Raw genomic sequence first — 26,046 nt, forward strand, 5'->3', positions numbered from 1 at the left:
GTGCGTCGGCCGGGACGGGCGGTGCCGCCCCGGGTCACTGCTGACGGATGAGCCGGTCGAGGTCGGGCTGCCGGTCGAGTACCCGGTACTTCTGCGCGAGTTCGGCGAGCTTCTGCAGGCTCGCCCGGTCGACGTCCCAGCCGAACGCCGGGAGCCGGACCGACTCCGCCACCGGCGGCGGCAGCTGGAGGTTGTCCTTGATGGCCTGTCGTACGGCCGGCTGGTTGGCGGGGTCCTGCGCCCACTCCAGGGTCTTCCTCATCGCCGCGGAGAAGTCCTCGACCAGCTTGGCGTCCTTGTCGGTGCGGGCGGTCGTGGTGATCGTGGTGAGGGTGGCCAGGCCGGGGACGACCGCCTGGTAGGGGGCGACGACCAGGGTGTCGCCCCGGCTCTTGAGCTGGGTGACGAAGGGTTCGGGCACCCAGGCGGCGTCGATGTTGCCCGCTGCCAGTTGGGCCGGGGCGTCGGGGAAGGCTACCTCGACGAACTTGATCTTTTTGGGGTCGCCGCCGTCCTGCTCCACCGCCGCCATGATGGTGACGTCGCCGGCCGCGCCCAGGCTGTTGACCGCGACCCGTTTGCCGGCGAGGTCGGCCGGTCGCCTGATGCCGGACTTCGCCGAGGCGACCACGGCGTTGATGTCGTCGCCGTCGGCGTACGAGGAGGCGTAGTTGCCGATGATGACGACGCCGAGGTTCTGCAGGTCGGCGCGGAACGGGCCGAAGGGCTGGCCGATCGCGAAGTCGATGTCGCCGTTCATCAACGCCGGGATGGCCTGCGCGCCGCCCTGGGCGGGGACCACCTCGACCTGGAGCCCCCGCTCGGCGAAGATGCCCGCCTTGATGCCGCCCCACAGCGCGGCGGTCTCGGTGATCGGCAGCGCCGCGACCCGGACCTTGCGCAGGTCGCCGGAGGTCGGCGCGGACGGGGTGGACGCGTCGGAGTCGGTACATCCGGTGAGGGCGATCGCGGTGACGGCGATCAACCCGAGAGCCATGACCTTCTTCATTGACGAGGCCCTTCCTGGGCGGGGGTGGTGGGGTGCGTCGGAAGCCGGCGGGATGCCTCGGATCTGCGGGGGACGACCGCTGCGTGAGGGGCGTACGCCGCTGTGTTGGCCATGGTCAGCCACCCCGGCATCGAAAGTCAAGAATTTCTGACGCCCGTCATGGATAGGTTGAACGACGGTGCGTCATGGTGGCGTCGCCCCCGTCGCACCTGACGGCAGGGGCATCGCGGGGTGCCCACCACCCCGGGCTGAGCTGCGGTCCGGGCCGGTCAGACCTCGGGCAGGCCCACGTAGTTCTCGGCCAGGCTCGTCGCGTAGGCGCGGGAGGTGGCGGCGTACCGCAGCGTCGCGGTCTGCAACTTCGCCTCGTACGGGTCGTCGTGCGCCAACCGGTGCAGCATCGAGGTCATCCACCAGGAGAAGTGCTGCGCCCGCCACACCCGGCGCAGCGCGGTGGTCGAGTAGCCGGTCAGCAGGTCGGTGCGGCCCTGGTCGTACCACGCGGCGAACGCGTCGCCGAGCAGCGCCACGTCGGCCAGCGCCAGGTTCATGCCCTTCGCCCCGGTCGGCGGGACGATGTGCACGGCGTCCCCGGCCAGGTACAGCCGCTCCCACTGCATCGGCTCCACCACGAAGCTGCGCATCGGGGTGATGGACTTCTCCAGCACCGGCCCCTCGGTGAGCGACCAGCCCGGCACCGTCTCCAGCCGGACCCGCAGCTCCGCCCAGATCCGCTCGTCCGGCCACGCGGCGAGGTCCTCGTCGGGGGCGACCTGGAGGTAGAGCCGGGAGACCTGCGGTGAGCGCATGCTGTAAAGGGCGAAACCCCGCTCGTGGTGGGCGTAGACGAGTTCCTCCACGGCCGGCGCGGCGGCGGCGAGCACCCCCAGCCAGGCGAACGGGTACGCCCGTTCGTAGCTGGTCAGCACCCCGTCGGGCACCGCGCCCCGGCTCACCCCGTGGAACCCGTCGCAGCCGGCCACGAAGTCGCAGCGCAGCTCCTCCTCGCGGCCGTCGCGTCGGTAGTGGACCACCGGGTCGGGGGAGTCGAGCCCGTCGAGCCGGGTCACCTCGGCGTCGAACAGGATCGTGCCGCCGGCCGCGAGGCGGGCGGCGATCAGGTCCTTGACCACCTCCTGCTGCCCGTAGACGGTGATCGCCCGCCCGGTCAGCTCGGTCATCGGCACCCGGTGCGACTCCCCGGCGAAGCGCAGCTCGATGCCCTCGTGCCGCAGCCCCTCGCGGAGCAGCCGCTCGCCGAGGCCGGTGCGACAGAGCAGGTCGACCGAGCCCTGTTCGAGCACCCCGGCGCGCAGCCGCTGCTCGACGTGCTCGCGGCTGCGGCTCTCCAGCACCACCGAGGCGATGCCCTGCCGGTGCAGCAAGTGCGACAGCATGAGTCCCGCCGGCCCGGCGCCGACGATGCCGACCTGGGTACGCATCCCGGTCCGTCCTTCCTGGACGCCTGACCGCCACCTGGCTCCGGCCACGGGCCGCCGACGGTGTTCGCTGACCGAACGGGTGTTCTCTTCTAGAACGTTGGCACGTGCCCCGGCTCCCGTCAACGCCCTGCCCGGACGCCTGTCGACCGGCGTCGGGGGCGAGGCAGGACATTGACGGATGTCGCCGCCGGCCGTACGTTCGACATGAGCACGAAAGTCCGCATGGCGAACACCAGTCCGAGGCGAGGTGGCAGGCCCATGGCGAAGCTCGTCCCGCTGGCCGACGCCGTGGCGGAGTTGGTGCACGACGGCGACGTGGTGGCCCTGGAAGGGTTCACCCACCTCATCCCGTTCGCCGCCGGTCACGAGATCATCCGCCAGCGACGCCGGGAGCTGACCCTGGCGCGGATGACCCCCGACGTCATCTACGACCAGCTCATCGGGGCGGGATGTGCCCGCCGCCTGGTCTTCTCCTGGGGCGGCAACCCGGGAGTCGGTTCGCTGCACCGGTTCCGCGACGCCGTGCAGCACGCCTGGCCGGGTCCGCTGGAGCTGGAGGAGCACAGCCACGCCGGGATGGCCAACCGCTACGTGGCCGGCGCGTCCGGGCTGCCGTTCGCCGTGCTGCGCGGCTACACCGGCACCGACCTGCCCCGGCACACGGCCAACATCCGGCCGGTCGACTGCCCCTTCACCGGCGAGACCCTGACCGCCGTGGCGGCCCTGCGCCCCGACGTGACGGTGGTGCACGCCCAGCGCGCCGACCGGGCCGGCAACGTGCAGCTGTGGGGCATCACCGGCGTGCAGAAGGAGGCGGTGCTGGCCGCCCACCGTTCGCTGGTCACCGTCGAGGAGATCGTGGGCGAGCTGACGCCGGTGCCCGGCCAGGTGATGCTGCCCGGCTGGGCGGTCACCGCCGTCGCCGAGGTACCCGGCGGCGCGCACCCCTCCTACGCCCAGGGCTACTCGGTGCGGGACAACGACTTCTACCGGGCCTGGGACGCGGTCAGCCGGGACCGCGACACCTTCCGGGCCTGGCTCGACCGGCACGTGCACCGGGCCGGGGCGGCGGCGTGAACGCGCGGCCCGCCACCGGGCACCGACCGCGCCCCGGGGTGTCGAGGTGAGCGGCCCGCGTCCGGGCACCGACTGGACCGCCGACGAGATGATGACCGTCGCCGCCGCCCGGCAACTGCGCGACGGCACGGCCTGCTTCGTCGGGATCGGGTTGCCGAGCACCGCGGCGAACCTCGCCCGGGTCACCCACGCCCCCAACCTGGTGCTCATCTACGAGTCCGGCTGCCTCGGCGCGAAACCCGACCGGCTCCCGCTGTCCATCGGCGACGGCGTCCTCGCCGACACCGCCGACGCGGTGGTGTCGGTGCCCGAGGTGTTCAACTACTGGCTCCAACCCGGCCGGATCGACGTGGGTTTCCTCGGTGCGGCGCAACTCGACCGGTACGGCAACCTCAACACCACCGTCGTCGGCGACTACGCCACCCCGGCGGTCCGGCTGCCCGGTGCCGGCGGGGCGCCGGAGATCGCCGCCTCCTGCGGCGAGGTCGTGGTGATCGTGCGGCAGAACCGCCGTACGTTCACCGAACGGGTCGACTTCGTCACCTCCGTCGGGTACGGGACAGGGCCGGGGGGCCGGGAACGGCTCGGCCTGCGCGGCGGCGGCCCCCGACTGGTGATCACCGACCTCGGGGTCCTCGAACCCGACCCGGTCAGCTGCGAGCTGACCCTGACCCGGCTGCACCCCGGCGTGACCCGGGAGCAGGCGCGGGCGGCGACCGGCTGGGACCTCGCCGTCGCCGACCCGCTGACCACCAACGACCCGCCGACGGCCCACGAGTTGGCGGTGCTGCGCGCGCTGGAGGCGACCAGGCGCGGCACCCCTGCCGACCGGCCACCGGCCCCAGGCCCGACCGTCTGACGGGAGACGACGATGACCGAGGACACCGCCCATCGGGCCGGCAGGGCGCCCGTGCTGCCGGCGTACCGGCGTGACGACGTCGACGTCCACCCGCCCCTGCTCAGCCCCGACTACCGGTCGACGGTGGCGCGGGCACCACGGCGACCCCTGGCCCACCTGCCGCAGCGGCTGACCGAGGTCACCGGGCCGCTGCTGGGCCACGACCGGGTCGGTGACCTCGACCACGACCTGACCCGCCAGCACGACGGGCCACCGCAGGGGCAGCGGATCATCGTGCACGGCCGGGTCCGCGACGGCGACGGCCGCCCGGTGCCCCACACACTGGTGGAGATCTGGCAGGCCAACGCCGCCGGACGCTACCGCCACACCAGCGACACCTGGCCGGCCCCGCTCGACCCGCACTTCGACGGCGTGGGACGCACGCTCACCGACGACCAGGGACGGTACCGGTTCGTCACCGTGCAGCCCGGGGCCTACCCCTGGCGCAACCACGACAACGCCTGGCGGCCGGCGCACATCCACTTCTCCCTCTTCGGCCGGGCGTTCACCCAACGCCTGGTCACCCAGATGTACTTCCCCGGCGACCCGCTCTTCTTCCAGGACCCGGTGCTGCACTCCGTCCGTGACCCCGCCGCCCGGCAACGGCTGATCGCCCGGTACGACCACGCCGGCACCGAGCCGGAGTGGGCGCTGGCCTACGCGTTCGACATCGTGCTGCGGGGCCGGGAGGACACCCCCTTCGAGGACGGCGACGACGATGCGTGACCGGCTGGGCGTCACCCCCGCGCAGACCGTCGGGCCGTACCTGAGCATCGGGCTGCGCTGGCCCGACGGCCCGTACGTCGTCCCCGACGGCACCCCCGGCGCATTCTGGATCCGGGGCCGGATCGTCGACGGCACCGGAGCGCCGGTGGTCGACGCGCTGGTGGAGAGTTGGCAGGCCGACCCGGACGGCCGGTTCGACCATCCGGACGACCCGCGTGGGGCCCGGCCACCGGCGCTCGCCGGGTTCCGGGGATTCGGGCGCAGCGAGACCGACGACCAGGGGTGCTACCGGCTGCTCACCGTCCGACCGGGGGCGTTGCCCGACCCGGACGGCGGCGTCGAGGCACCGCACCTGACCCTGTCGGTCCTCGGCCGGGGGCTGCTGCACCGCCTGGTCACCCGGCTCTACTTCCCCGACGAGCCGGCGGCGAACGCCACCGACCCGGTGCTGACCGGCATCGACCCCGACCGCCGCGACACCCTGCTGGCCGCTGCCGCGCCGGACGGGTTCCGCTTCGACATCCACCTGCAGGGTGACCGTGAGACCGTCTTCTTCGCCCTCTGACGGCCTGCTCTCCGGCCTGTCCGGCAACCCGGACGTGGACGGCGAACTCGACGATCCGGCCCTGCTGCGGGCGCTGCTCGACGCGGAGGCCGCACTCGCCCGGGCCGGTGCGGACGCCGGGGTGCTGCCGGCACGGGCGGCCGACGCGATCGTCGCCCGCTGCCACGCCGAGCGGTACGACCCGGCGGCACTCGGCCGGGCCGCCGACGCCGCCGGAAACCCGGTCGTCCCGCTCGTGCGGGAGTTGACCGCCGCCGTGCCCGGGCCCGCCCGGGGGTGGGTGCACCACGGAGCGACCAGCCAGGACATCATGGACACCGCGCTGAGCCTGGTCGTCGTCCGGGCACTCGGACCGGTGCTGCGCCACCTCGACGAGGCCGTCGCCGCCGCCGCCCGGCTCGCCGACACCCACCGCGACACCGTGCTGGTCGGCCGGACCCTCGGACAGCAGGCGGCACCCACCACGTTCGGGCTCACCGCCGCCGGCTGGCTGACCGGCCTCACGCAGGCCCGTGACCGGCTCCGACAGGCCGGCGACGGGCAGCCCGCCCAACTCGGCGGTGCGGTCGGCACCCTGGCCGCACTCGGCCCGGCCGGCCCCGAGATCGCCGCCCGGTTCGCCGTCCGGCTGGGGCTGCCCGCGCCCGCGCTGCCCTGGCACACCCGCCGACAGCCCCGCCTCGACCTGGCCGCCGCCCTCGGTGGGCTGCTCACGGCCACCGGCAAGGTGGCGCTCGACGTCGGGCTGCTCGCCCGAACCGAGGTCGGTGAGGTCGCCGAGGGCGGCACCGGCCGGGGCGGCTCCTCGGCCATGCCGCACAAACGCAACCCGGTGGACTCGATCCTGATCGGTGCCGCCGCGCGCCGTGGTCCGGGCCTCGTCGCCACGTTGTACGCCGCAGCGGTGCAGGAGCACGAGCGGGCCGCCGGTGGCTGGCACGCCGAATGGGAGCCGCTGCGCGACCTGCTGCACCTGGCCGGCGGCGCCAGCGGCCGGTGCGCCCGGCTGCTGGCCGGGCTGCGGGTCGATCCCGGGCGGATGCGGGCGAACCTCGACGCGACCGGTGGGCGGGTGCTCGCCGAGGCCGTCGCCGCCCGGCTGGCCCCCGCCGTCGGCCGCGACGTCGCGCACGACCTGGTCGCCCGCGCCGCCGCCGCACCCGCGTTCCGCGCCGCGCTGCTCGCCGACCCCGAGATCCGCGCCCACCTGTCCGGGACGGAGATCGACGAGGCGCTCGACCCGTACCGCTGGCTCGGGTCGGCCGGCGTGTTCGTCGACCGGGCGTTGGCCGCCGCCCGGGCAGCGCAGGCATGACCGCCCGGCTGCACCTCACCGTCGACGGTCCGGCCACCGCGCCGGTGCTGCTGCTCGGCGGCTCCCTCGGCACCACCGCCGCGATGTGGGAACCCCAGGTCCCGGCGTTGGCCGAGCGGTTTCGGGTCATCCGGTACGACCACCTGGGCCACGGTCGGTCGGCGGTGCCGGCCGGGCCGTACACCTTGGATCTGCTGGGCCGGGAACTGCTGCGGACGCTGGACCGTCTCGACGTGCCGTGGGTCCACTACGCGGGGTTGTCCCTCGGCGGCATGGTCGGCATGTGGCTCGCCGCCCACGCGCCCGACCGGGTGCGGCGGCTGGCCCTGCTGTGCACCTCGGCGTGGCTCGGCCCGGCCGGGCCGTGGCGGGAACGGGCGGCGACGGTGCGCGCCGGTGGCCTGCCGGCGATCGCCGACGCGGTGGTGGCCCGCTGGTTCACCCCGGCGTTCGCCACCGCCCGGCCGGACGTGGTGGCCGCGCACCGCACCATGCTGACCGCGACCTCCCCGGCCGGATACGCGGCCTGCTGCGAGGCGATCGCCGCGATGGACCTGCGCCCCGAACTGGGCCGGATCGTCACACCGACCCTGGTCGTCGCGGGCGCGGACGACCCGGCCACCCCGGTGGCGTGCGCCCGGGAGATCGTCGGACGCGTCCCCGGTGCGCGGTTGGTCGTCCTCGACGCCGCGGCGCACCTGGCCAACGTCGAGCAACCCGCGCGGGTGGGCCGACTGCTGCGGGAACACTTCGAGGAACCGGGTGGATGATGGACGACCACGAGCGGCACGAGGCCGGCATGACGGTACGCCGGCAGGTGCTCGGCGACGCGCACGTCGACCGCGCGGTCGCCGGCACCGACGGGTTCACCGCCGACTTCCAGGACTTCATCACCCGCTACGCCTGGGGGGAGGTGTGGACCCGGCCCGGCCTCGACCGGCGTACCCGCAGCTGCATCACCCTCGCCGTGCTCGCCGCCCTGCGCCACGAGGAGGAGTTGGCGATGCACGTACGGGCCGCGCTGGGCAACGGGCTGACCGAACAGGAGGTGGCGGAGGTCCTGCTCCAGGTGGGCGTCTACGCTGGCGTACCGGCGGCGAACCGGGCGTTCACGGTGGCCCGGGAGGCCCTGCGGCGGGAGGCTGGGTGAGGTGGGCGGTCAGGCGGCACGGTCACCGGAGTTCGTGCAGTCGTTGGAGCGTGGGCTCGCGGTGATCCGGGCGTTCGACGCCGAGCATCCGCAGCTCACCCTGAGCGACGTGGCCCGCCGCACCGGGCTGACCCGGGCCGCGGCCCGCCGGTTCCTGCTCACCCTGGTCGAGCTGGGGTACGTGCACACCGACGGCCGGCTGTTCTCGCTGCGGGCGCGGATCCTCGCCCTCGGCTACGCCTACCTGTCCGGCCTGGGCCTGCCCGAGATCGCCCAACCGCACATGGAAGCGCTGGTCGCGCAGGTGCACGAGTCCTGCTCGGTGTCGGTGCTCGACGGCGAGGAGGTGGTCTACGTCGCCCGGGTGCCCACCAAACGGATCATGACGGTGGGGATCAGCGTCGGCACCCGGTTCCCCGCGTACGCCACATCGATGGGTCGGGTGCTGCTCGCCGCGCAACCTTCGGACCGGCTGGACGACTACCTCGCCACCGCGCAGCTGCAACAGTTGACCCGGCGCACCGTCACCGACCCGGCGAAGCTACGGGCGATCCTGACGAAGATCGCCGCCCAGGGGTACGCGATCGTGGACCAGGAGTTGGAGGAGGGGTTGCGGTCGCTGGCCGCGCCGATCCACGGTGCGCACGGCGCGGTGGTCGCGGCGGTGAACCTGTCCGCCCACGCCAGCCGTGGGTCGTTCGAGCTGATCCGGCGGGAACTGCTCCCACCGCTGCTGGCCACGGCCCGGCGGATCGAGGAGGACCTGCGCGGATCGTCCTGAACCGGCCGCCACCGCCCCGGGCCCGTCGGCACCGGTGCCCTGTCGTCACTGGACCCGGTAGAGCCGGCTCGCCGGGTCCACGACGGCGGTCAACTGCCGGCCGGGCACGAGTCCCGGATCGACGGGCCGGACCGTGTCCGCCTCTAAGGGGGCGAAGCCGGGCCGGCTGATCCGCAGGCGCAGGGCGAGCCCCGGGTCCTCTCTGCCCAGGTGGTGCGCGACGGTCATTCCGGCACCCTGGAACACCGCTCGTCGTCCGGGCACCCCGCAGCGCCGTCCGTCGTCCGGGCACCCCCGTAGCGCCGTCCGTCGTCCGGGCACCCGGGGGTCGTGCGGGTGGGTCGGCACCAGGCCCCGGCCCACCCGCACGGACTGCTTCCCCGGCTGCGCGACGGTCAGCTGCCGGTGCAGGTGGCGGTGGCGCCGGCGCCGGTCCCGGTGCCCTGGAACCCGAAGCTGGTGCCCTGCCCGGCGCCCAGCCGTCCGTTGTAGCTCTGGTTGGTGACGGTGATGGTGCCGCTCGTGCCGGTGGCGACGCCGTTCCACACCGAGCTGACCGCTGCGCCGCCCGGCAGGGTCAGGGTGACCCGCCAGCCGGTGAGCGCGGCGGACCCGGCGGTGACGCTGACGTTGGCGACGAACCCGCCGTTCCACTGGTCCTGTATGGCGTAGACGGCGGTGCAGCCGGCCCCACCGGGCGGGGGAGTGGTGGGCGGGGGAGTCGTCGGCGGCGGGGTGGTCGGCGGGGGAGTGGTGGGTGGTGGGGTCGTGGGCGGCGGGGTGGTCGGCGGCGGGCCGTCGAGCGTCAGGTTCTTCTGCTGGACGGTCCACTGGGTGCGGCACAGCCCGCAGTTCGCGCCGACGAAGTTGCTGCCGGCGGTGGTGTCGCCCTTGAGCCGCCACTTGAGGTAGAGCACCGCCACCCGGCCGAACTCGCCCCCGTTGGGCTGGTCGTAGGTGCCGCCGTGCCCGACGTTGAGGTTGCCCATGAAGGCGGGCAGTCCGGCGGGCAACTTGCCCCAGTCGTCGATGGCGTTGGGGTAGGCGATGTCGCTGGGCCCGCCGACGAAGTAGGCGATCGGTTTGGTGAGCCGCCGGAGCTGGTAGTCGTCGGCGTCGTTGAGCAGGCCGCTGCTGAAGATGCCGGTGGTGGTGACGCGCGGGTCGTTGGAGACGGCGTACGCCTCCAGACCACCGCAGGAGAAGCCGGCGACGGCGACCTTGCCGGTGTCGATCCGGTTGTAGTACTTGCTGCCCTGGCGGGAGTTCTCCGCCACCGCCCAGTCGATGGACTGGGTGAGCATCTGCGAGTTGGTGGAGCCGGAGGCGTTCGGGCCGCCGTTGGCGATGGCCAGGAAGCCGTGCGAGGCGATCTCGCGCAGGAAGTTGCCCTGCGAGAGACCGTTGGCCGAGCAGCCGCCGTTGCCCCACACGAGGATCGGCAGGCGTTCGGTCGGCAGTGTCTGGGGTCGGAAGATGGTGTGGTTGGGCAGGCTGGTCGCGGTTTCGTAGTCGGCGGGATAGGGCCCCGATCCGCCGACTGCGGCGTCGGCCGGCGTCGCGCCGAGGGCCATCAGCACGGCTGCTGCCGGCACCAGCGCGGCGGTCAGGCCCGCGTACAGCTTCGATCTCCTTGGCATGCACCCTCCTGCGGGTGTCGGCGGTGGCACCCCCTGCGGTGGCGGGTCTGCCGCCGGGCCCGACCAGGGTGGTCAGCGCCGGCAACGGGCGGGCCGACGTGGACGCGTCGACCGGCCGGCCGCAGTCCCCACAGGCGGTCGCGGTATGCAGTTACTATCACTGCGGTAACGAAAAGTGTCAATGTCTTGCCCGTCTGGCGGACCGGTCCGACGCCGTCCGTGCGTTGCCGGCCGGGGCACAGCCGCACCCCCGGCGTCAGCCGGTGCGGCGGAGGGCTCCGCACGAGCCGCCGGTCGGCTCCGGGCGGGCGGCGTCGCGGGCGGCGTGGAAGTGGGTGATCCACCCGGCGGCGTCCGGCCAGTGCGGGGTGGTCACCTCGACCAGGCGGGCCTGGGCGAGTGCGCCGAGCCCCGCGTGGATGTCCAGGAAGGTCTCCCGGGCCTGCTGGCGGGGCCAGGGCGTCGGCAGCAGGTGCGTGGGCAGGTCCGGGTCGGTGTCGGCGAACCTGCGCCACGAGTCCATCGCGGAGGTCCGCGCCACCAGCGCCGTGGCCGGGTCGACCGTGCCCCGGCGGGCGGCCACCCGCAACGGCGCGAACCGCGCGACGAAGGCCGCGTAGCCGGCGGCCAGCCCGGTCAGGTCGTACGCCGCAGCCGGGCCGTGCGGGCCGGCCTCCTCGTCGAAGCGGACGTGCAGCACCGACCAGCGGGCCCCCTCGACGGGGTGCAGCAGCGCCTCCAGCTCCGCCCTGACCGGTGCGGCGTGACTGCCCGGCGTGATCCACACGCTGTCGTAGAGCCGCACGAAACCGTGCGCGGTCAACGCCCGGCGCACCGTGTGCCGGGCCGCCTGGCCGCAGCTGGGGAGGGAGAAGGAGACCTGCACCCAGTCCCCGGTCCAGGGTGGCGGCTGCGCGCCGAAGTCCAGGAAGTGCCGCATCCGGGAGCGGTGTCGGGCGATCGCCGCAGGTGTGAGGTGGTAGACCGGCGGCCGGGTGTCGCCCCGGATCGCGATCAGGCCCCGCTTGACCAGCCGGGACAGGGCGGCCCGGGCGCTGGGCTCGGTGACCCCGAACTCCCGCAGCATCGCGATGACCGCCCCCGACGGCAGGTCGGCCACCGCGGAGTCGAGGTATTCGCCGAGCAGGGTGGCCAGCAGGTGCTGCGGGCTCGACCCGTGCTGGGCCCGGGGGGTGCGGACGTCGTCGACGGGCTGTTCGGCGTTCACCCCGTCAGATTGCCGCACCGCCGGACGTTCGACGCCGCTGGCCGGCCCGGCGGCTCACCCGGTCGCCGGGCCGCCCTGCCCCGCCGGGAGGCCCGGGGCCGCCGCGCCGGTGGCCGGCTCACCCGGTCCGGCGGCTGCGGGTCAGCGCCAGCCCGCCCAGCCCGACGGCGAGTAACCCCAGCACCAGGGCCAGGTAACCGCCGCCGCGCCCGTTGCCGGTGCCGATGCCGCTGTCCGAAGTGGCCACCACCAGAGCGCCCAGGGCCATGCCGACCACCCCTGCCGTCAGGGCCAGGACGGCGCCGCGCCGTCCGCCGCCGGGCCGGACGGTGGGCCGGCCCAGCGCCAGCCCGCCGATGACCAGCCCGGCCAGACCCAGCAGCGCGGCGAGCGTCGCCCCGAGTCGCCCGGCGCTCATGGTGGTGACGCCGACGGCGGCCTGCCGCGCCGAGGGGTGCGCCGATGCCGGGGCGGCGAACCAGGTCCCGCCCAGAACGGCGGCGGTGACGGTCGTCGACACCAGTCGGGACGCCCGGGAATTGCCTGCTGCACGCATGATGATGCTCCTCTGTCCACGACGCGTGGTCCCACGCGCCGGTCTCCCCGATCATGTCGCCGGGCCCGGCCGTCGTCGTCCGGCGAACGTGGACGGTTCGCACTGCCGCCGGGGCGTACCCGGGCACCGCCGACGCGGTAGGGGTACCGCGTCCGTGGTAGCCCCCGGGTCGTCCGCCAGCAGGACCCGCCGGGCGGCGGCACCCGGTTAGGGTGCGCGGATGAGCACAGCACGCCGCGGTGTCCGGGACTGGGCGATCGCCGGCGCGGTGGCGGTCACGCTGGTGGTCGCCGGGCTGGCCGGTCATTCCGGCGACCCGGGTCGCTCCCCGGTCGGCTACGCGTTGCTGGCGGCCGGTGGCCTGACCCTCGCCGCCCGCCGCCGCGCCCCGGTCGCCGTGCTGGTCGGCACCGGGGCGTGCGCGGTGGGGTGCCAGGCGGCCGGCTTCGACGTGCCCGCCGTCGCCTTCCTGTTCGCCGTGTACGCCGCCGTCCGGGCGGGGCACCGCACGGCCACGGTGGTGGCGGCGGTGACGATGCTGGTGGCGCTGCCGCTGGTGGTTCTCGGCCCGCCGCAGCAACTGGCCCTGGGCGCGGCTCTCGCCCGGTCCCGGGGGGTGCTCGAACTGGCCTGGCTGGTCGCCGCCGGTGCGGCGGGGGAGGCGTTGCGGCAGGCCGAGCGGCGGGCGGACGAGGCCGAGCGTACCCGGGAGGAGACCGCACGGCGTCGGGCCGACGAGGAGCGACTGCACATCGCGCGGGAGCTGCACGACTCGCTCACCCACCAGATATCGGTCATCAAGGTGCAGTCCGAGGTGGCCGTGCACCTGGCCCGCAAGCGCGGCGAGGAGGTGCCGGAGGCCCTGCTGGCGATCCGGGCGGCCGGTCGGGAGGCGACCCGGGAGCTGCGGGCCACCCTGGAGGTGCTACGGGACGACGGTGGGTCCACGCCGCGCGGTCTCGACCACGTCCCGGAACTGGTGCGTCAGGCCCGGGCAGCCGGGCTGGACACCACACTGACCGTCGGGGGAGACCCGCACGACGTTCCGACGGCGGTCGGTCGGACGGCGTACCGGATCGTCCAGGAGTCCCTCACCAACGTCACCCGGCATGCCGCCGCCGCCACGGCGTCGGTCCGGATCGACTACCGTCCGGGTGCGCTGGCCATCCAGGTCGACGACGACGGCAGCGCCCTCCCGACCGGCGTGCCGACGCGCGGCGTCGGACTGCTCGGCATGCGTGAACGGGTGGCCGCGCTCGGCGGCCGGCTGCGCGCCGGACCGCGCGGGGACGGCGGGTTCACCGTCCGCGCCGAGCTTCCCACGGGTGGCACGCCGTGATCCGGGTCCTGCTGGTCGACGACCAACCGCTGCTGCGTAGCGGCTTCCGTGCGTTGCTCGACATGGAGGACGACATCGAGGTGGTGGGGGAGGCCGCCGACGGTGTGGCGGCGGTGACGCTCGCCCGCCGGCACCGGCCGGACATCGCGCTGCTCGACATCCAGATGCCGGTGATGGACGGCATCGAGGCGACCCGGCGCATCGTCGCGGACCCGACCCTGACCGGGGTGCACGTGGTCATCCTGACCAACTACGGCCTGGACGAGTACGTCTTCGACGCGTTACGCGCCGGTGCGGCCGGGTTCCTGGTCAAGGACGTCGTGCCGGAGGACTTCCTGCACGCCGTCCGGGTCGCCGCTCGGGGTGACGCCCTGCTCGCGCCGTCGATCACCCGCAGACTCATCGACCGGTACGTCGCCGCCCGCCCCCGGGTCCACGCCGGCGTCGGGTTGGCCGGGCTGACCGGCCGGGAGCGCGAGACCGTCGTCCTGGTCGCGCGGGGGCTGTCCACCGCGGAGATCGCCGCCCGGTTGGTGATCAGCCCGTTGACCGCGAAGACCCACATCAACCGGGCGATGACCAAGCTCCACGCCCGCGACCGGGCCCAACTGGTGATCATCGCCTACGAGTCCGGCCTGGTCGCCCCCGGCGGAGGATGAGCGCCACGGCGGCCCGGGTGTGACGTACGGGCGGGGTCGGGAGGGTGGCGGGTCGGGGCACCGGTCGGCCTCGCGGCGTGCCCGGTGGGCCGTGACATGATGACGCCCATGGGCAAGCAGCAGGACGTCGGCGGGACCGACCGTCGCAGTGGGTCGGGTGCCGCGGCGCAGGAGGCGACGGACGGTGGGGTCGAGGCCCGGCTCGCCCTCGCGCAGGACCCCGGCACGGCCCATCTGACCCTGATCGACCTGGCCGCCGACCCGTCGCCGGTGGTCCGCCGGGCGGTAGCCACCCGGGCCGACGCGCCCGCCCAGGCGCTGCGTCCGCTGACCCGCGACCCGGACCGTGAGGTGCGGGAGGCGGTGGCGAGGAACCCGGCGACCTCGATCGCCAACCTCCTGCGCCTGGTCAAGGACGCCGACCGGTGGGTCCGCTGGGCGGTCGCCGGCAATCCGGCCTGCGACGAATCGGTGCGTCGGGTGATGGCGCAGACCGCGGACAAGGAGCTGCGTGGTCTGCTCGCCGAGTCGCGGGAGCTGGAGCCGGAGCTGGCCGCGCGGCTGGTCGACGACGTCTCACCCGAGGTGCGGGAACGGCTCGCCACCCACACCCACGACCCCGAGGTGATCACCGCCCTGCTGGCCGATCGGACGGCCCGGGTACGCAAGGGGCTGGCCCGCAATCCGCGGACCACCGCCGTGCACCGCGGCGCGCTCGCCCGGGACCCGGTGCCGGACGTCCGCGCCGCGTTGGTGCTGACCGTCGAGTTGGACGAGGCGGATCTGCGCGACCTGGTCGACGACCGGTCGGTGCAGGTGCGGATGGCGGTGGCGACGTCGGAGTTCGTCCCGCCGCACCTGCGGCAGGTGCTCGCCGACGACCCCGACGAGATGGTGGCCGGTGCGGCCCGGGAGTTCCGCCCCGGCGCGGCGACCTCCCCGGTGGTACGCGTGCCGCGCGTCGGTCACCGGGCCGGGACGCCCGGTCGCGGCCGGTCGGGCGACGCCCGGCGCTGAGTCCGGCCGGCGCCGGGTCCGGCCCGTTCCGCCGTTCCCGCCTGCGGCGGCCCTGTGCTCCGACACCGCTGTGGTGGAGGTCGTCGGTGGTCGTGACCACGGGCGTCGCCGCCGGTATTCCCGGCGACGGCTGGTGGCCGCCGAATCTCGGGCGGATTGACCGGGGTGGCTCTCTTCGTTTCCTTCCGACCGGACGGTAGCATTGTGTGGCTGTACTCGGGATAGGAGGCCACCAATGGCGCGCGCGACGTCTCGCCCGGAGTCGACCCGACGCCGGCAACGCTGGCCCGACGGGTACGACCCGGAGAACACCCGTAACTCGTTGATCACCAGTGCGCTGGGGTTGATCGAGCAGCGTGGCTTCGACCGCACCTCGGTGCAGGAGATCGCCGACCAGGCGCAGCTCACCAAGGGCGCCTTCTATCACCATTTCGCCAGCAAGGACGACCTGCTGCGGCACATCCAGGAGGAGTACCTCGAGGCGCAGCTCGCCGCGATCCAGAAGATCGAAGCCGACAGTGACGACCCGACCGTGCGGGTACGGGAGCTGATCCGGTTCAGCCTCACCAGCGTGGCCGAGTACCGGGCCCACGTGACGATCTTCTACCAGGAGCGGCGGTATCTGACCGGGGACCTGTTCGCCGAGGTGACCCGCAAGCGTGGCCTGGTGGAGGCCGCCTTCGCCGGGATGGTCGCCGACGGTGTCGCCCGGGGGGTGTTCCGCGCGGACGTCGACCCGCGTATCGCCACCTTCGGGCTGGTCGGCATGTGCGCCTGGGCGTACCAGTGGCTCAACGTCGGTGGTCCGCTCAGCGTCGACGAGGTGGCCCGCCAGTTCGGCGCGATGGTGCTGGAGGGGCTGACCGCCCGGCCGGGCAGCTGATCCGGTGGATGGTCGGCCCGGGTCGTCGGCCCGCAAACGCCGCCGTCAGGCGGGACGGCTCGTCAGGGGGGACGGCTCGTCAGCCGGGTGCCCGCAGGTGGTTGATCGTCAGCCGGCGAGCAGCTGGCGGGCCATGACGATGCGTTGGACCTGGTTGGTGCCCTCGTAGATCTGGGTGATCTTGGCGTCGCGCATCATCCGCTCGACCGGGTAGTCCCGGGTGTAGCCGTACCCGCCCAGCAACTGCACCGCGTCGGTGGTGATCTCCATCGCCGCGTCCGAGGCGAAACACTTCGCCGCCGCCCCGAAATAGGTCAGGTCGGCGTCGCCGCGCTCCGACTTCCCGGCCGCCGCGTACGTCAACTGCCGGGCCGCCTCCAACTTCATCCCCATGTCGGCGAGCATGAACTGCACCCCCTGGAACTCCGCGACCGCCTTACCGAACTGCTTGCGCTCCTGCACGTAGCCCTTGGCGTAGTCCAGGGCCCCCTGGGCGATCCCGACGGCCTGCGCGGCGATGGTGACCCGGGTGTGGTCCAGGGTCCGCATCGCGGTGCCGAACCCGGTCCCCGGCTCGCCGATCATCCGGTCCGCCGGGATCCGCACGTTGTCGAGGTAGACCTCCCGCGTCGGAGAGCCCTTGATGCCGAGCTTCTTCTCCGGAGCGCCGAAGCTCACCCCCGGGTCGGACTTCTCCACCACGAACGCGGAGATCCCCCGCGACCGCGCCGCCGGGTCGGTCACCGCGAACACCGTGTAGAACTCCGACACGCCGGCGTTGGTGATCCACCGCTTCACCCCGTTGAGCACCCAGTGATCACCATCACGCACCGCCCGCGTCGTCATCGACGCCGCGTCACTGCCCGCCTCCGGCTCCGACAGGCAGTACGAGAACATCCCCTCACCGGCGGCCACCGGCGGCAGGTAGCGACGCCGGAGTTCCTCGGAGCCGGCCAGCAGCAGGGGCATCGTGCCGAGCTTGTTGCCGGCCGGGATGAGGGCCGACGAGGCGCAGGCCCGCGCGACCTCCTCGATGACGATGGCGGTGGCCAGGGCGTCCGCGCCGGCACCGCCGTACTCGACGGGGATGTGCGGGGCGTGGAAGTCGGCGGCCCGCAGCGCGTCGTAGGCGGCCTGCGGGAACTCGCTGTTCTCGTCGGCGGTGGCGGCGTGCGGCGCGACCCTGGCGTCGCACACCGCCCGGACGGCCTCCCGGACCGCGTCGTGCTCCTCGGGCACCTGGTACGCCTCGAACACCACAAACCCCCTCGTCAACAAGCTGCCGGTGATAATACCAGCCGGTCGGTATGTAAACATCCCTTGAGTTGCCCGGTCCGACAGGGTTAGATACCCACCAGTCGGAATGTGGGAGGCCGGATGACCCGCGCGGTCCGGACAGGCATGGACTTCGTCTCCGCGCTCGACCGGGGCAGCCTCGGTGGCCTCGCCCGGTTGTGCGCCGTCGACGCGACCTGGTGGGTGGACACCGGCCCCGACCGACGCGGCGGCGACCCGGTCCTCGCCCCGCGCGGCAGCGGGCGCTTCCCGTTGCACGGCGTCATGCGGATGGACGACAAGCTCGCGTTGATGCGGTCCCTCGGCCCGAAGGCGTTTCCGACCGGCTGCCGGCAGATCCCGCGCCGGATCATCGCCGGGGACGACACCTGCGTCATCGAGGTCGAAGGGTACGGCGTGCACGCCAGCGGCCTGGAGTACGCCAACCGCTACGGCTTCGTCTTCGACGTGAACCCGGCCGGAGCCGTCGTCGCGGTCCGGGAGTACCTCGACACCAGCCACGCGCAGCACGTCGTGGGCGGCGGCGCGGCCGTCGCCCGCAGCAGCCTCGACGACCGTCCGGCCTGCCGCGCGCCCGACCTTGCCGACGCGCCCACGGCACTGGTGACGGCGCTGGCCCCGTGGCCGGCGCTGGCCCGGGGCGACCTCGACGCGTTCGGTGCCCACTTCACCGCCGACGCCACCTGGTGGACCGACTCCGGCCGCCGCCGTGACCTCGGCCGGCAGCACCGGTGGGGCGACCTCGACGCCAACGGGCCGTTGCACGGGCGGGTCACCATGACCGGCAAGCTCGCCGCGATGCGGGCGCGGCTGTCCGGCGGGGCGTACCGGTCGGCCGCCGTCGAGGTGACCGCCGAGCGGTGGGTCGTCGACGACACCCTGGTCGCCGTCGAGGCCCGGGGCGAAGCCACTCTCGGGGACGGCTCCCGCTACCAGAACCGCTACCTCTGGGTCGTCGACGTCCAGCCCGGGGGCATCGCCGAGGTCCGTGAGTACTGCGACACCCTGCACGTCGCCGACCTGATGGGCCACGACGCGGAGGTCGGCCGATGAGCCTGCCGTTCACCGACCTCAACCACGTGCTGACCACCACCTCGTCCGGGGCCGCCTCGGCGGTGTCGACGCCGACGGCACGGTTAGTGCCCGGACCGCACGCATCCTCGCCGGTGCCGAACACCTCGCGCGGAGCATCGGCCGGGCCCCGTACCTCGTCATCCCCTGCGCGACGCGGCCCGACCCGGCCACCGGCGGCCCCGGCACCAACTCCGCCCTCCACGGGTCGCTCTATCCGGCGATCTGGCAGGTCAACCTGGCGCTACGGGCCCGCGGGCTCGGCACGGTGATCACCACCCTGCACCTGCACCACGCGGCGTCCGTCGCCGCGCTGCTCGGCATACCCGACGGCGCGGTGCAGATCACCATGCTGCCCGTCGCGTACACCGTCGGCACCGACTTCAAGGTCGCGGCCCGGCGGCCCGTCGACGCCGTCAGCTATCTCGACCGGTGGGGGACGCCGTTGCCCTACCGGGACAAGCCCGTCGACCGCCTCACCGGAGAGGACCACGGATGAGCAGCGCAGTGATCACCGACATCGACGAGGTGTTGACCACCACCCGGGCGGTGCGCCACCGGATGGACTTCGACCGGCCCGTCGGCCGGGCCGTCATCGAGGAGTGTCTGCGCCTCGCGCAGCAGGCGCCGATGGGCTCCAACCTGGAGGACTGGCGGATCGTCGCGGTCGACGACCCGACGCTCAAACGGCAGCTCTCCGAGCTGTACACCGAGATCTGGGACGCCACCGTCGCGCAGCCGCTGGCCGACGGCGAGGCGGCCACCACCGCCCGGTTGTCGCCGGGCGTACGCGCCGACCCGCAGGCCCAGGCACGGCAGCACCGGGTCCTCACCGCCGTGAAGCACCTCGTCGACCACCTGGCGCGGGTACCCGTCCTCGTCGTGCTGTGCAGCACCAAGCCGATCCCGCAGCGGCCGGTCGGCGGCACCGCGTCCGGCTACTACGGGTCGATCTTCCCGTTCGCCTGGTCGTTCCAGCTCGCGCTGCGCTCCCGGGGCCTCGGCTCGGTGCTGGCCACCGCCATGGCGCACCGGGCCACCCGGGTACGCGAAGTGCTCGGCCTGCCCGACGACTGGCGACCGGTCACCCTCGTCCCGGTCGCCTACACCCGGGGACTCGACTTCCGTCCCGCCGCCCGGGCCGACCTCGCCGACGTGGCGTTCTGGAACGGCCCCACCGAACCGGCCGGATCGGCGACGCGATGAGAGCCGCCCACGTCCTGACACCCTGCGCCGACGACCCGGTCGGCGCGCTGCGCGTCGGCGACCTCGCCGCCCCGGCGGCGCCCCCGGGCTGGGTGGACGTCGACGTCCGGGCCGGCGCGCTCAACATGCACGACCTGTGGACGCTGCGCGGCGTCGGCACCGCACCGCACGACGGGCCCCGGGTCATCGGCAGCGACGCGGCCGGGGTCGCCGAGGGTCGCGACGTGATCGTCTACCCGGTGCTGCCCACCGCGCCGAACGGCCGGACCGTCCCGCACGCCACCCTGTTCCCCGACGCCGGCCACGGTGTCCTCGCCGAGCGGATCGTCGTGCCGGCGGCACACCTCGTCCCCAAGCCGGCCGGGCTGAGCTGGGCCGAGGCGGCCAGCCTCCCGACGGCCTGGCTCACCGCGTACCGGATGTTGTTCACCAGGGCGGCGGTCGCTCCCGGGCGGGTGGTCCTGGTGCAGGGCGCGGGCGGTGGGGTCGCCACCGCCGCGATCAGCCTCGCCGTGGCCGCCGGTGCCACCGTCATGGTCACCTCCCGTTCCCCGGCCAAACGGGAACGGGCACTGGCCCTCGGCGCGGCCGTCGCCCTGGACAGCGGCGCGCGGACGCCGGAACTCGCCGACATCGTCGTCGAGACCGTCGGCCCCGCCACCTTCGCCCACTCGACCCGCTCCACCCGGGCCGGCGGCACCATCGTGGTGTGCGGCGGCACGAGTGGCTTCACCGCCGAACTGGACCTGCCGCGGCTGTTCGCCCGGGAGATCAGCGTGCACGGCGCGACCATGGGCACGCTCGACGAGTTCGTGGCCCTGGTCGGTTTCGTCGACACCCACCGCCTCCGGCCCACCGTCGACAGCGTCGTCGACCTAGCCGACATCCGCGTCCAGGCCGGCCGGATGCTCGCCGGCACCGGGTTCGGCAAGTTCTGCGTGAGCCTGACGTGACCTCCGTGGCGCTGACCCGGCGGGGGCCCGCACTCTGGGCGCGGATCGACCGTCCCGGGGCCGGCAACGCCTGCGACAGCACGGTGCTGGCCGGGCTCGAACGGTGGCTCGCCGCCGCGACCGACCCGGGCGTACGGGTGCTCGTGCTCACCGGCACCGGCCGCAGCTTCTGCGCCGGGGCCGATCTCGCCGAGGCGACCGGCCTGCTCGGGGACCTGCCGGCGCTGCTGACCCACCTCGACCGGGGCCGCCGCCTGGTACGCGGCATCCGGGCGGCCCCGGTGCCCACCGTCGCCGCGGTGAACGGGGCGGCCTTCGGCGGCGGCCTCGAACTGCTGCTCGCCTGTGATCTCGCGGTCGCCGCCGACAGTGCCCGCATCGGCGACCGGCACCTCGCCGCCGGGCAGGTCCCCGGCTGGGGGTCAAGCGTCCTGCTGCCCCTCGCCGTCGGCCCGGCGCTCGCCCGCCGCCTGCTGATCACCGGGGAAACCTGGTCGGCCGACGAGTGCGTACGCCGGGGACTGGTCAGTGCGGCGGTGTCCGACGATCACCTCGTCGGGCACGTCGACGCGCTGGCCGACGCGGTGGCCGCCCTCGACGCGACGGCGGTCCGGCGGATGCTGGGCCTCGCCCGCCCGGTGCCCGACGACGCGGCCTGGGACCGGGAGTGGGCGACCCTGACCGCACACGTCACCGCCCAGGCGGCCGTCCGCACCGGGTCGACGCCTCCGGCGGCGACCCCCGACTGACCCGTTCCGCACCGCGCCGGCCCGCCGGAGCAGGGCCGACTCCCGTACCCACCACCCGAATTGGAGCACCCGGATGCGCACCACGAGGCGAACCACCATCGACACCCCCGACGAGCTGCTGGCACTGGTCGGCGCGGAGCTGGGGGTCAGCGCGCCGCAGGTGGTGACCCAGCAGCAGGTCGACCAGTTCGCCGACGTGACCGGGGACCACCAGTGGATCCACGTCGACGTCGAGCGGGCCCGGTCCGGGCCGTTCGGCAGCACCGTCGTGCACGGGTTCCTGACCCTGGCCCTCGTCCCCCGGCTGCTCGCCGACATCCTGGAGGTGCGGACCTTCTCGATGGGGGTCAACTACGGCCTGGACCGGGTCCGGTTCGTCCGGCCGTTGCCACCGGGTGTCGAGATCCAGGGCACCGCGACGCTGGTCTCGGCGACGCCGATCGCCCCGGCGGGGGAGGGCTCGGCCGCCGGGGTCCAGGCCAAGGCGTCGATCGTGGTGGAGTTCGCCGAGACGTCGCAGCCCTGCTGCGTGGCGGAGATCCTGTTCCGCTACCACGCCTGAGGCCGCCGACCGACCCGCACCCGGGCTGACCGGGTGCGGGCGTTCACCCGGTCGCCGGCCGGCGCTCCTCCGGCTGGGCCGCCGGCCGGGGCAGACCCGGAAGGCCGGTGGCCGGGGCTGACTCGGAAGGCCGGTGGCCGGGGCTCACTCGGTCGCCGGCCGGGACGGCGTGACGAACCGGCCCCGGTAGAACGACAGCGCCGGCACGTCCGTCGGCTTCAGGTGCACCTGGTCCACGTCGAGCAGGATGATCACGTGGTCGCCGCTGGCGATCACCTCGTCGCGCCGGCCGGCGAGGATCGCCGGGGTGTCGGGCAGCAGCGGCACCCCGTCGGGGCCGGGCACCCAGGAGACCCCGTCGAGCCGCTGCGCCCCGGTCAGGCCGGAGGTGGCGAACCGGCGGGCCACGTCCTGCTGGTCCTGGCTGAGGATGTGGATGGCGATCCGGTCGGAGCCCATCAGTACCGGGAAGCTCGACGAGAAGGTGGTGACGCAGAACAGCACCTTCGCCGGCTCCAGGGAGACCGAGGTGAACGAGTTGACGGTCAGCGCGGCGACGGCGCCCTCGGCGGTCACCGCGGTCACCGCCGTCACGCCGGTGGGGAAGTGTCCGCACACCTGGCGGAACTCGGCGGAGTCGAACAGGGGCTCGGCCATCATCGGTTCACCGCCGGGTCGCTGGAGTCGTGGTCGGGGCGGAGCCCGTCTTCGAGCTGGATGAGGCACAGGGTGTGGCCGCCGGGGTCCTTCACCAGGTGCAGCCGCCCGTGTGGGGTGTCGACCGGCCCGACCGTCGGTGATCCACCGAGGGCGGTCACCCGGGCCAGCGCGTCGTCCAGGGACGCGACGGCGAAGTAGGTGATCCACCTCGACGGGATGAGGTTCGGCCAGGCGTTGTCGAGTTCGAGGACCCCGGCGACCGGCACGTCCCCGAGCGTCAGGAGCGTGTAGGGCCGGGCGGTCGGGGAGTCGTCGCGCTGCCGGGTGGTGTAGCCGAACAGGGCGCGGTAGTAGGCCACCGACGCGGCGGGTTCACCGGTGTCCAGTTCGTTCCAGCACAGCGCGCCGACCGAGTTGACCGCCTGGACGCCGACGCGTGACTCACCCTGGTAGAGGCCGAAGGCCGCGCCGAACGGGTCGACGACCGCCGCGCCGGTGCCCGCCGCCGGCAGGTAGCGGGGCGGCGAGACCAGTTCGCCGCCGAGCGTCACCGCCTGCCGCGCGGACGCGGCGACGTCGTCGACGGCGAAGTAGGTGAGCCAGCCCCGGGGCCGGTCGCCGTGCAGTGCGGCGGCGTCGGAGATCCCGGCGACGTCCCGCCCGTCGCGGCTGCACATCCGGTAGGTGGTGGCGCCGAGGCGTTCGGCCCGGACGGTCCAGCCGAGCAGCGCGCCGTAGAACACCTCGGCCTGCTCCGGGTCGGGGGTGCACAGCTCCACCCAGACCGCCTCGCCGGGTCGGAATCGTGGTCTCATCCGGCTGCTCCCTGGGTGGCCGGGCCCGCGACGATCGTGCGGGCCGAGATGTCGTACGCCTGGTCGGCGGTGCCGGTGGTCAGGCTCGACTCGATCACCTCGACCACCGCCCGCAGGGTGGACCCCGGCACGGCCAGCAGGGTGTCGACGAGGTCGTCGACCGCCCGGTCCAGCTCGTCGGTGGCGACCACCCGGGCCACCAGGCCCCAGTCGAGGAGTTGGTCGGCGGTCGCCGTCGCCGCGCCGGTCAGCAGGTGGTAGGCGTGTGGCCGGGGCACCGACCGGGCGATCGTGTGGCCGACGCCGGCCGGCGCGAAGCCGTACCGGGCCTCCGGCAGGGACAGCTGGGCGTCGGCGGCGGCGACCGGCAGGTGTACGGCGCCGAGCAGGCCGACGCCGAACCCGATGATCCGCCCCCGGACGGCGGCGACGACGGGCACCGGCAGTTGCCGGATGCGCTGTAGTGCGGCGTCGCTGGCGCGCAGGTCGGCGGCGACGGTCTCCCGGGTGGCACCGGCCAGCGCGGCGAAGGAGGAGGTGTCCCAGCCGGCGCAGAAGTGCCTGCCGGCCAGGTCGAGGCGGATGAGCACGCAGCGCGCGTCGGCGGCGGCGGTCTCCAGGGTGTCGACGAGGTCGTGCAGCGTCGCGGTGTCGAAGCAGTTGCCGCGTGCCGCGTTGTCGTAGCGGATCCGGGCGAGGCGGCCGTCGTGCCCGGAGGTGCGGGTGATGGTCACCGCGGTATCATACATACCGGTCGGTATGAATACAACGGCGCTGGCCGGCGGCCCTGTGTCACGTGAATGTCACGAGCGGGATACCCAGCCGACCCGTTGACTTGATACCGGCTGGTCGGTACTTTGTGGCGAACGTCACCGCCGCCTCACGCGGAGACATGACGGGTCCATCGCAGTGAAGGACACCCATGATGATCATGAAATCCCTGCGCTCCCGGCGCTTCCTGGCATTGGCCGCCGCGCTGACCGTCGTGGGCGCCGGCCTCACCGGGTGCGGCGGCTCCGACTCCGACGACTCCGGCGCGTCGGGCACCGCCCCGATCCGGGCGCTGCTCGCCGCCCAACCGGCGACCCTCGACCCGATCGTCGGCGCGCGCTCCGCCCAGATCGTCTGGGCGACGATGCTCGAACCCCTGATCAACACCGGTAGCGACCTCGCGCCGACCAACACCGGCCTGGTCACGAGCTGGACCCGCACCGACGCCACGACCTGGACGCTCAAGGTCCGACCCGACATCAGCTTCAGCAACGGCGAGAAGGCCGACGCGGCGGCGGTGGCCAACACCATCACGCTCACCCGCGACAGCGCGGCCTCGCAGCTCAAGTCGTACTTCGGCAACGTCACCGCGATCGAGGCACCCGACGCCACCACCGTCGTGGTCAAGACCAAGACCCCGCAGTACGACATCCCCGACCTGCTCACCACCGTCTACCTGGTGCCGCCGAAGTACTACCAGGAGAAGGGCTCGGAAGGCTTCGCCGCCGCACCCGTCGGCACCGGCCCGTACGTCTGGTCCGGCGCGAACGCCGGCCGGGACATCTCGGTCAAGCGCAACCCCGACTACTGGGGCACCAAGGCGACCAACGAGGGTGTCACCTTCACCTGGGCCAACGAGGCCGCCCAGCGGCTCGCGCTGATCCAGAGCAAGAGCGTGGACGTCTCCTTCGACCTGCCGCCGGCCCAGGCCAGCGCCGCCAAGTCCGCCGGGGTCGAGGTGGTCAGCACCGAGACCGCCATGAAGATCATCGCCTTCCTCGACTCCACGAAGGCGCCGTTCGACGACCCCAAGCTGCGCGAGGCGGCGGCCCTGGCCATCGACCGCGACGCCATCGTCAAGGGCATCTTCGACGGCCAGGCGGTCGCCGACGCCGGCCTGCTCAACGTCAAGCCCGGTCAGCAGCCGACGCAGAGCGTGACCGCCGACGCCGCCAAGGCCAAGGAACTCCTCGGCGGGGCGACCCCGACCGTGCAGATCACCTACCCGGCCGCCCAGTACACCAACATCGAAGAGGTCTCCCAGGCCGTCGGTGGCAGCCTGGAGAAGGCCGGCTTCAAGGTCAGCTACGTGCCGCTGGACTACGGCACGCTGGTCAAGCGGATCGTCGGCCGCCAGGTGCCCGGCCTGTCGATCTTCGCCGGGGTGCCGAACGTCGCCGTGCCCGACTACTTCGTCAGCGGCTTCATGAAGACCAAGTCGATCACCGGCAACTGCCCCGACCCGCAGATCGACACCCTGGCCCAGCAGGCGCTGGAACAGAACGACGCCCAGCAGGCCGCCCCGCTCTACGAGCAGCTCAACACGATCGGCGTGGTCCAGAAGCACTGCTACGTGCCGCTGTACCGGCAGGTGTTCAACTACGCGACCGGCCCCGGCGTCTCCGGCGTGGTGTTCGGCCCGCTGAACACCGTGGACTTCACGAAGGCGACCCGCTGA

General features: G+C 73.7%; 29 protein-coding genes. 19 read left to right on the forward strand and 10 right to left on the reverse strand.

The features are described 5' to 3' along the window. Window positions 1-34: 34 nt before the first annotated feature. Window positions 35-1,009: an ABC transporter substrate-binding protein gene (locus tag ACQP2H_RS12525; RefSeq protein ID WP_219460699.1), complete on the reverse strand. Its 975-nt coding sequence runs from the start codon at window positions 1,007-1,009 to the stop codon at window positions 35-37. Between the two features lie 269 nt (window positions 1,010-1,278). After that, complete coding sequence (locus ACQP2H_RS12530) at window positions 1,279-2,451, reverse strand: 4-hydroxybenzoate 3-monooxygenase (RefSeq protein WP_219460702.1); 1,173 nt, start codon at window positions 2,449-2,451, stop codon at window positions 1,279-1,281. 258 nt (window positions 2,452-2,709) lie between these two features. Here ACQP2H_RS12530 and ACQP2H_RS12535 point away from each other — a divergent pair, with 258 nt between their 5' ends. The 8 genes from ACQP2H_RS12535 to ACQP2H_RS12570 are packed head-to-tail and all read left to right on the forward strand — an operon-like array spanning window position 2,710 to window position 8,963. Continuing rightward, on the forward strand, window positions 2,710-3,528 hold the full coding sequence (locus ACQP2H_RS12535; RefSeq protein WP_357533978.1) for a CoA transferase subunit A: 819 nt from the start codon (window positions 2,710-2,712) through the stop codon (window positions 3,526-3,528). Window positions 3,529-3,574: 46 nt separating this feature from the next. Continuing rightward, window positions 3,575-4,387, forward strand: coding sequence for a CoA-transferase subunit beta (locus tag ACQP2H_RS12540; protein WP_433232870.1), 813 nt, complete (start codon window positions 3,575-3,577; stop codon window positions 4,385-4,387). A gap of 12 nt (window positions 4,388-4,399) precedes the next feature. Continuing rightward, on the forward strand, window positions 4,400-5,152 hold the full coding sequence (gene pcaH, locus ACQP2H_RS12545; protein ID WP_219460705.1) for a protocatechuate 3,4-dioxygenase subunit beta: 753 nt from the start codon (window positions 4,400-4,402) through the stop codon (window positions 5,150-5,152). Continuing rightward, window positions 5,145-5,717, forward strand: a complete 573-nt coding sequence (gene pcaG / locus ACQP2H_RS12550; RefSeq protein ID WP_219460707.1) for a protocatechuate 3,4-dioxygenase subunit alpha — start codon at window positions 5,145-5,147, stop codon at window positions 5,715-5,717. The genes pcaH and pcaG overlap by 8 nt, the downstream gene beginning before the upstream one ends. Further along, window positions 5,692-7,032 (forward strand): 3-carboxy-cis,cis-muconate cycloisomerase, encoded by a 1,341-nt coding sequence (gene pcaB / locus ACQP2H_RS12555; protein ID WP_433232875.1) that lies wholly within the window; start codon window positions 5,692-5,694, stop codon window positions 7,030-7,032. Before pcaG ends, pcaB begins: the two co-directional genes overlap by 26 nt. Then, the gene (gene pcaD / locus ACQP2H_RS12560) at window positions 7,029-7,802 is read left to right on the forward strand and encodes a 3-oxoadipate enol-lactonase (RefSeq protein ID WP_357533973.1); all 774 of its coding nucleotides are present in this window, start codon (window positions 7,029-7,031) and stop codon (window positions 7,800-7,802) included. The genes pcaB and pcaD overlap by 4 nt, the downstream gene beginning before the upstream one ends. Continuing rightward, complete coding sequence (pcaC, locus tag ACQP2H_RS12565) at window positions 7,799-8,182, forward strand: 4-carboxymuconolactone decarboxylase (RefSeq protein WP_255597543.1); 384 nt, start codon at window positions 7,799-7,801, stop codon at window positions 8,180-8,182. The genes pcaD and pcaC overlap by 4 nt, the downstream gene beginning before the upstream one ends. A 1-nt stretch (window position 8,183) precedes the next feature. Further along, window positions 8,184-8,963: an IclR family transcriptional regulator gene (locus ACQP2H_RS12570; RefSeq protein ID WP_433232879.1), complete on the forward strand. Its 780-nt coding sequence runs from the start codon at window positions 8,184-8,186 to the stop codon at window positions 8,961-8,963. Between the two features lie 45 nt (window positions 8,964-9,008). Here the strand turns inward: ACQP2H_RS12570 and ACQP2H_RS12575 are convergent, their stop codons facing one another. The 4 genes from ACQP2H_RS12575 to ACQP2H_RS12590 all read right to left on the reverse strand — a co-directional run bounded on the left by ACQP2H_RS12575 (window position 9,009) and on the right by ACQP2H_RS12590 (window position 12,387). Continuing rightward, window positions 9,009-9,191 carry a hypothetical protein gene (locus tag ACQP2H_RS12575; RefSeq protein ID WP_433232882.1) on the reverse strand — a complete coding sequence of 61 codons (183 nt, stop codon included), beginning with the start codon at window positions 9,189-9,191 and terminating at the stop codon, window positions 9,009-9,011. Window positions 9,192-9,358: 167 nt separating this feature from the next. Next, window positions 9,359-10,603, reverse strand: coding sequence for a cellulose binding domain-containing protein (locus ACQP2H_RS12580; RefSeq protein ID WP_357533967.1), 1,245 nt, complete (start codon window positions 10,601-10,603; stop codon window positions 9,359-9,361). A gap of 256 nt (window positions 10,604-10,859) precedes the next feature. Continuing rightward, window positions 10,860-11,831, reverse strand: a complete 972-nt coding sequence (locus tag ACQP2H_RS12585) for a PaaX family transcriptional regulator (RefSeq protein WP_219460721.1) — start codon at window positions 11,829-11,831, stop codon at window positions 10,860-10,862. A gap of 118 nt (window positions 11,832-11,949) precedes the next feature. Continuing rightward, window positions 11,950-12,387 (reverse strand): DUF6223 family protein, encoded by a 438-nt coding sequence (locus ACQP2H_RS12590; RefSeq protein ID WP_357533964.1) that lies wholly within the window; start codon window positions 12,385-12,387, stop codon window positions 11,950-11,952. Between the two features lie 220 nt (window positions 12,388-12,607). Here ACQP2H_RS12590 and ACQP2H_RS12595 point away from each other — a divergent pair, with 220 nt between their 5' ends. From ACQP2H_RS12595 to ACQP2H_RS12610, 4 genes are all read left to right on the forward strand, one after another. After that, complete coding sequence (locus ACQP2H_RS12595) at window positions 12,608-13,726, forward strand: sensor histidine kinase (RefSeq protein WP_219460727.1); 1,119 nt, start codon at window positions 12,608-12,610, stop codon at window positions 13,724-13,726. Beyond that, on the forward strand, window positions 13,723-14,385 hold the full coding sequence (locus ACQP2H_RS12600) for a response regulator (RefSeq protein WP_219460731.1): 663 nt from the start codon (window positions 13,723-13,725) through the stop codon (window positions 14,383-14,385). Before ACQP2H_RS12595 ends, ACQP2H_RS12600 begins: the two co-directional genes overlap by 4 nt. A gap of 108 nt (window positions 14,386-14,493) precedes the next feature. Beyond that, a complete protein-coding gene (locus ACQP2H_RS12605; protein WP_219460734.1) occupies window positions 14,494-15,402 on the forward strand; it encodes a DUF2336 domain-containing protein in 909 nt (302 codons plus the stop codon). Between the two features lie 235 nt (window positions 15,403-15,637). Further along, window positions 15,638-16,285, forward strand: coding sequence for a TetR/AcrR family transcriptional regulator (locus tag ACQP2H_RS12610; protein ID WP_208570612.1), 648 nt, complete (start codon window positions 15,638-15,640; stop codon window positions 16,283-16,285). Window positions 16,286-16,393: 108 nt separating this feature from the next. On the opposite strand, the gene ACQP2H_RS12615 is transcribed toward ACQP2H_RS12610, so the two are convergent. Then, window positions 16,394-17,542: an acyl-CoA dehydrogenase family protein gene (locus ACQP2H_RS12615; protein WP_433233526.1), complete on the reverse strand. Its 1,149-nt coding sequence runs from the start codon at window positions 17,540-17,542 to the stop codon at window positions 16,394-16,396. Between the two features lie 120 nt (window positions 17,543-17,662). Between ACQP2H_RS12615 and ACQP2H_RS12620 the strand changes: the two genes are divergently transcribed. From ACQP2H_RS12620 to ACQP2H_RS12645, 6 genes are all read left to right on the forward strand, one after another. Beyond that, complete coding sequence (locus ACQP2H_RS12620; RefSeq protein WP_219460736.1) at window positions 17,663-18,634, forward strand: nuclear transport factor 2 family protein; 972 nt, start codon at window positions 17,663-17,665, stop codon at window positions 18,632-18,634. 160 nt (window positions 18,635-18,794) lie between these two features. Beyond that, a complete protein-coding gene (locus ACQP2H_RS12625; RefSeq protein WP_433233528.1) occupies window positions 18,795-19,151 on the forward strand; it encodes a nitroreductase family protein in 357 nt (118 codons plus the stop codon). Then, window positions 19,148-19,858: a nitroreductase family protein gene (locus tag ACQP2H_RS12630; RefSeq protein ID WP_219460738.1), complete on the forward strand. Its 711-nt coding sequence runs from the start codon at window positions 19,148-19,150 to the stop codon at window positions 19,856-19,858. The genes ACQP2H_RS12625 and ACQP2H_RS12630 overlap by 4 nt, the downstream gene beginning before the upstream one ends. After that, entirely contained in the window at window positions 19,855-20,811 is a 957-nt protein-coding gene (locus ACQP2H_RS12635; protein ID WP_433232889.1) for a zinc-binding dehydrogenase, read from the forward strand. Before ACQP2H_RS12630 ends, ACQP2H_RS12635 begins: the two co-directional genes overlap by 4 nt. Before the next feature lie 5 nt (window positions 20,812-20,816). Further along, window positions 20,817-21,560, forward strand: a complete 744-nt coding sequence (locus ACQP2H_RS12640; RefSeq protein ID WP_433232892.1) for an enoyl-CoA hydratase/isomerase family protein — start codon at window positions 20,817-20,819, stop codon at window positions 21,558-21,560. A gap of 73 nt (window positions 21,561-21,633) precedes the next feature. Next, window positions 21,634-22,122, forward strand: a complete 489-nt coding sequence (locus ACQP2H_RS12645) for a MaoC family dehydratase (RefSeq protein ID WP_219460746.1) — start codon at window positions 21,634-21,636, stop codon at window positions 22,120-22,122. A gap of 144 nt (window positions 22,123-22,266) precedes the next feature. Here ACQP2H_RS12645 and ACQP2H_RS12650 read toward each other — a convergent pair whose 3' ends face one another. The 3 genes from ACQP2H_RS12650 to ACQP2H_RS12660 are packed head-to-tail and all read right to left on the reverse strand — an operon-like array spanning window position 22,267 to window position 24,331. Continuing rightward, on the reverse strand, window positions 22,267-22,782 hold the full coding sequence (locus tag ACQP2H_RS12650; RefSeq protein WP_219460750.1) for a flavin reductase family protein: 516 nt from the start codon (window positions 22,780-22,782) through the stop codon (window positions 22,267-22,269). After that, window positions 22,779-23,597: a VOC family protein gene (locus tag ACQP2H_RS12655; RefSeq protein WP_219460753.1), complete on the reverse strand. Its 819-nt coding sequence runs from the start codon at window positions 23,595-23,597 to the stop codon at window positions 22,779-22,781. Before ACQP2H_RS12655 ends, ACQP2H_RS12650 begins: the two co-directional genes overlap by 4 nt. Further along, a complete protein-coding gene (locus tag ACQP2H_RS12660) occupies window positions 23,594-24,331 on the reverse strand; it encodes an enoyl-CoA hydratase/isomerase family protein (RefSeq protein WP_208566425.1) in 738 nt (245 codons plus the stop codon). Before ACQP2H_RS12660 ends, ACQP2H_RS12655 begins: the two co-directional genes overlap by 4 nt. Before the next feature lie 191 nt (window positions 24,332-24,522). Here ACQP2H_RS12660 and ACQP2H_RS12665 point away from each other — a divergent pair, with 191 nt between their 5' ends. Continuing rightward, window positions 24,523-26,046: an ABC transporter substrate-binding protein gene (locus ACQP2H_RS12665; protein ID WP_433232897.1), complete on the forward strand. Its 1,524-nt coding sequence runs from the start codon at window positions 24,523-24,525 to the stop codon at window positions 26,044-26,046.

It is taken from the genome of Micromonospora sp. CA-248260 (assembly GCF_050942205.1).
GTDB classification, from domain to species: Bacteria; Actinomycetota; Actinomycetes; order Mycobacteriales; family Micromonosporaceae; genus Micromonospora; species Micromonospora antibiotica.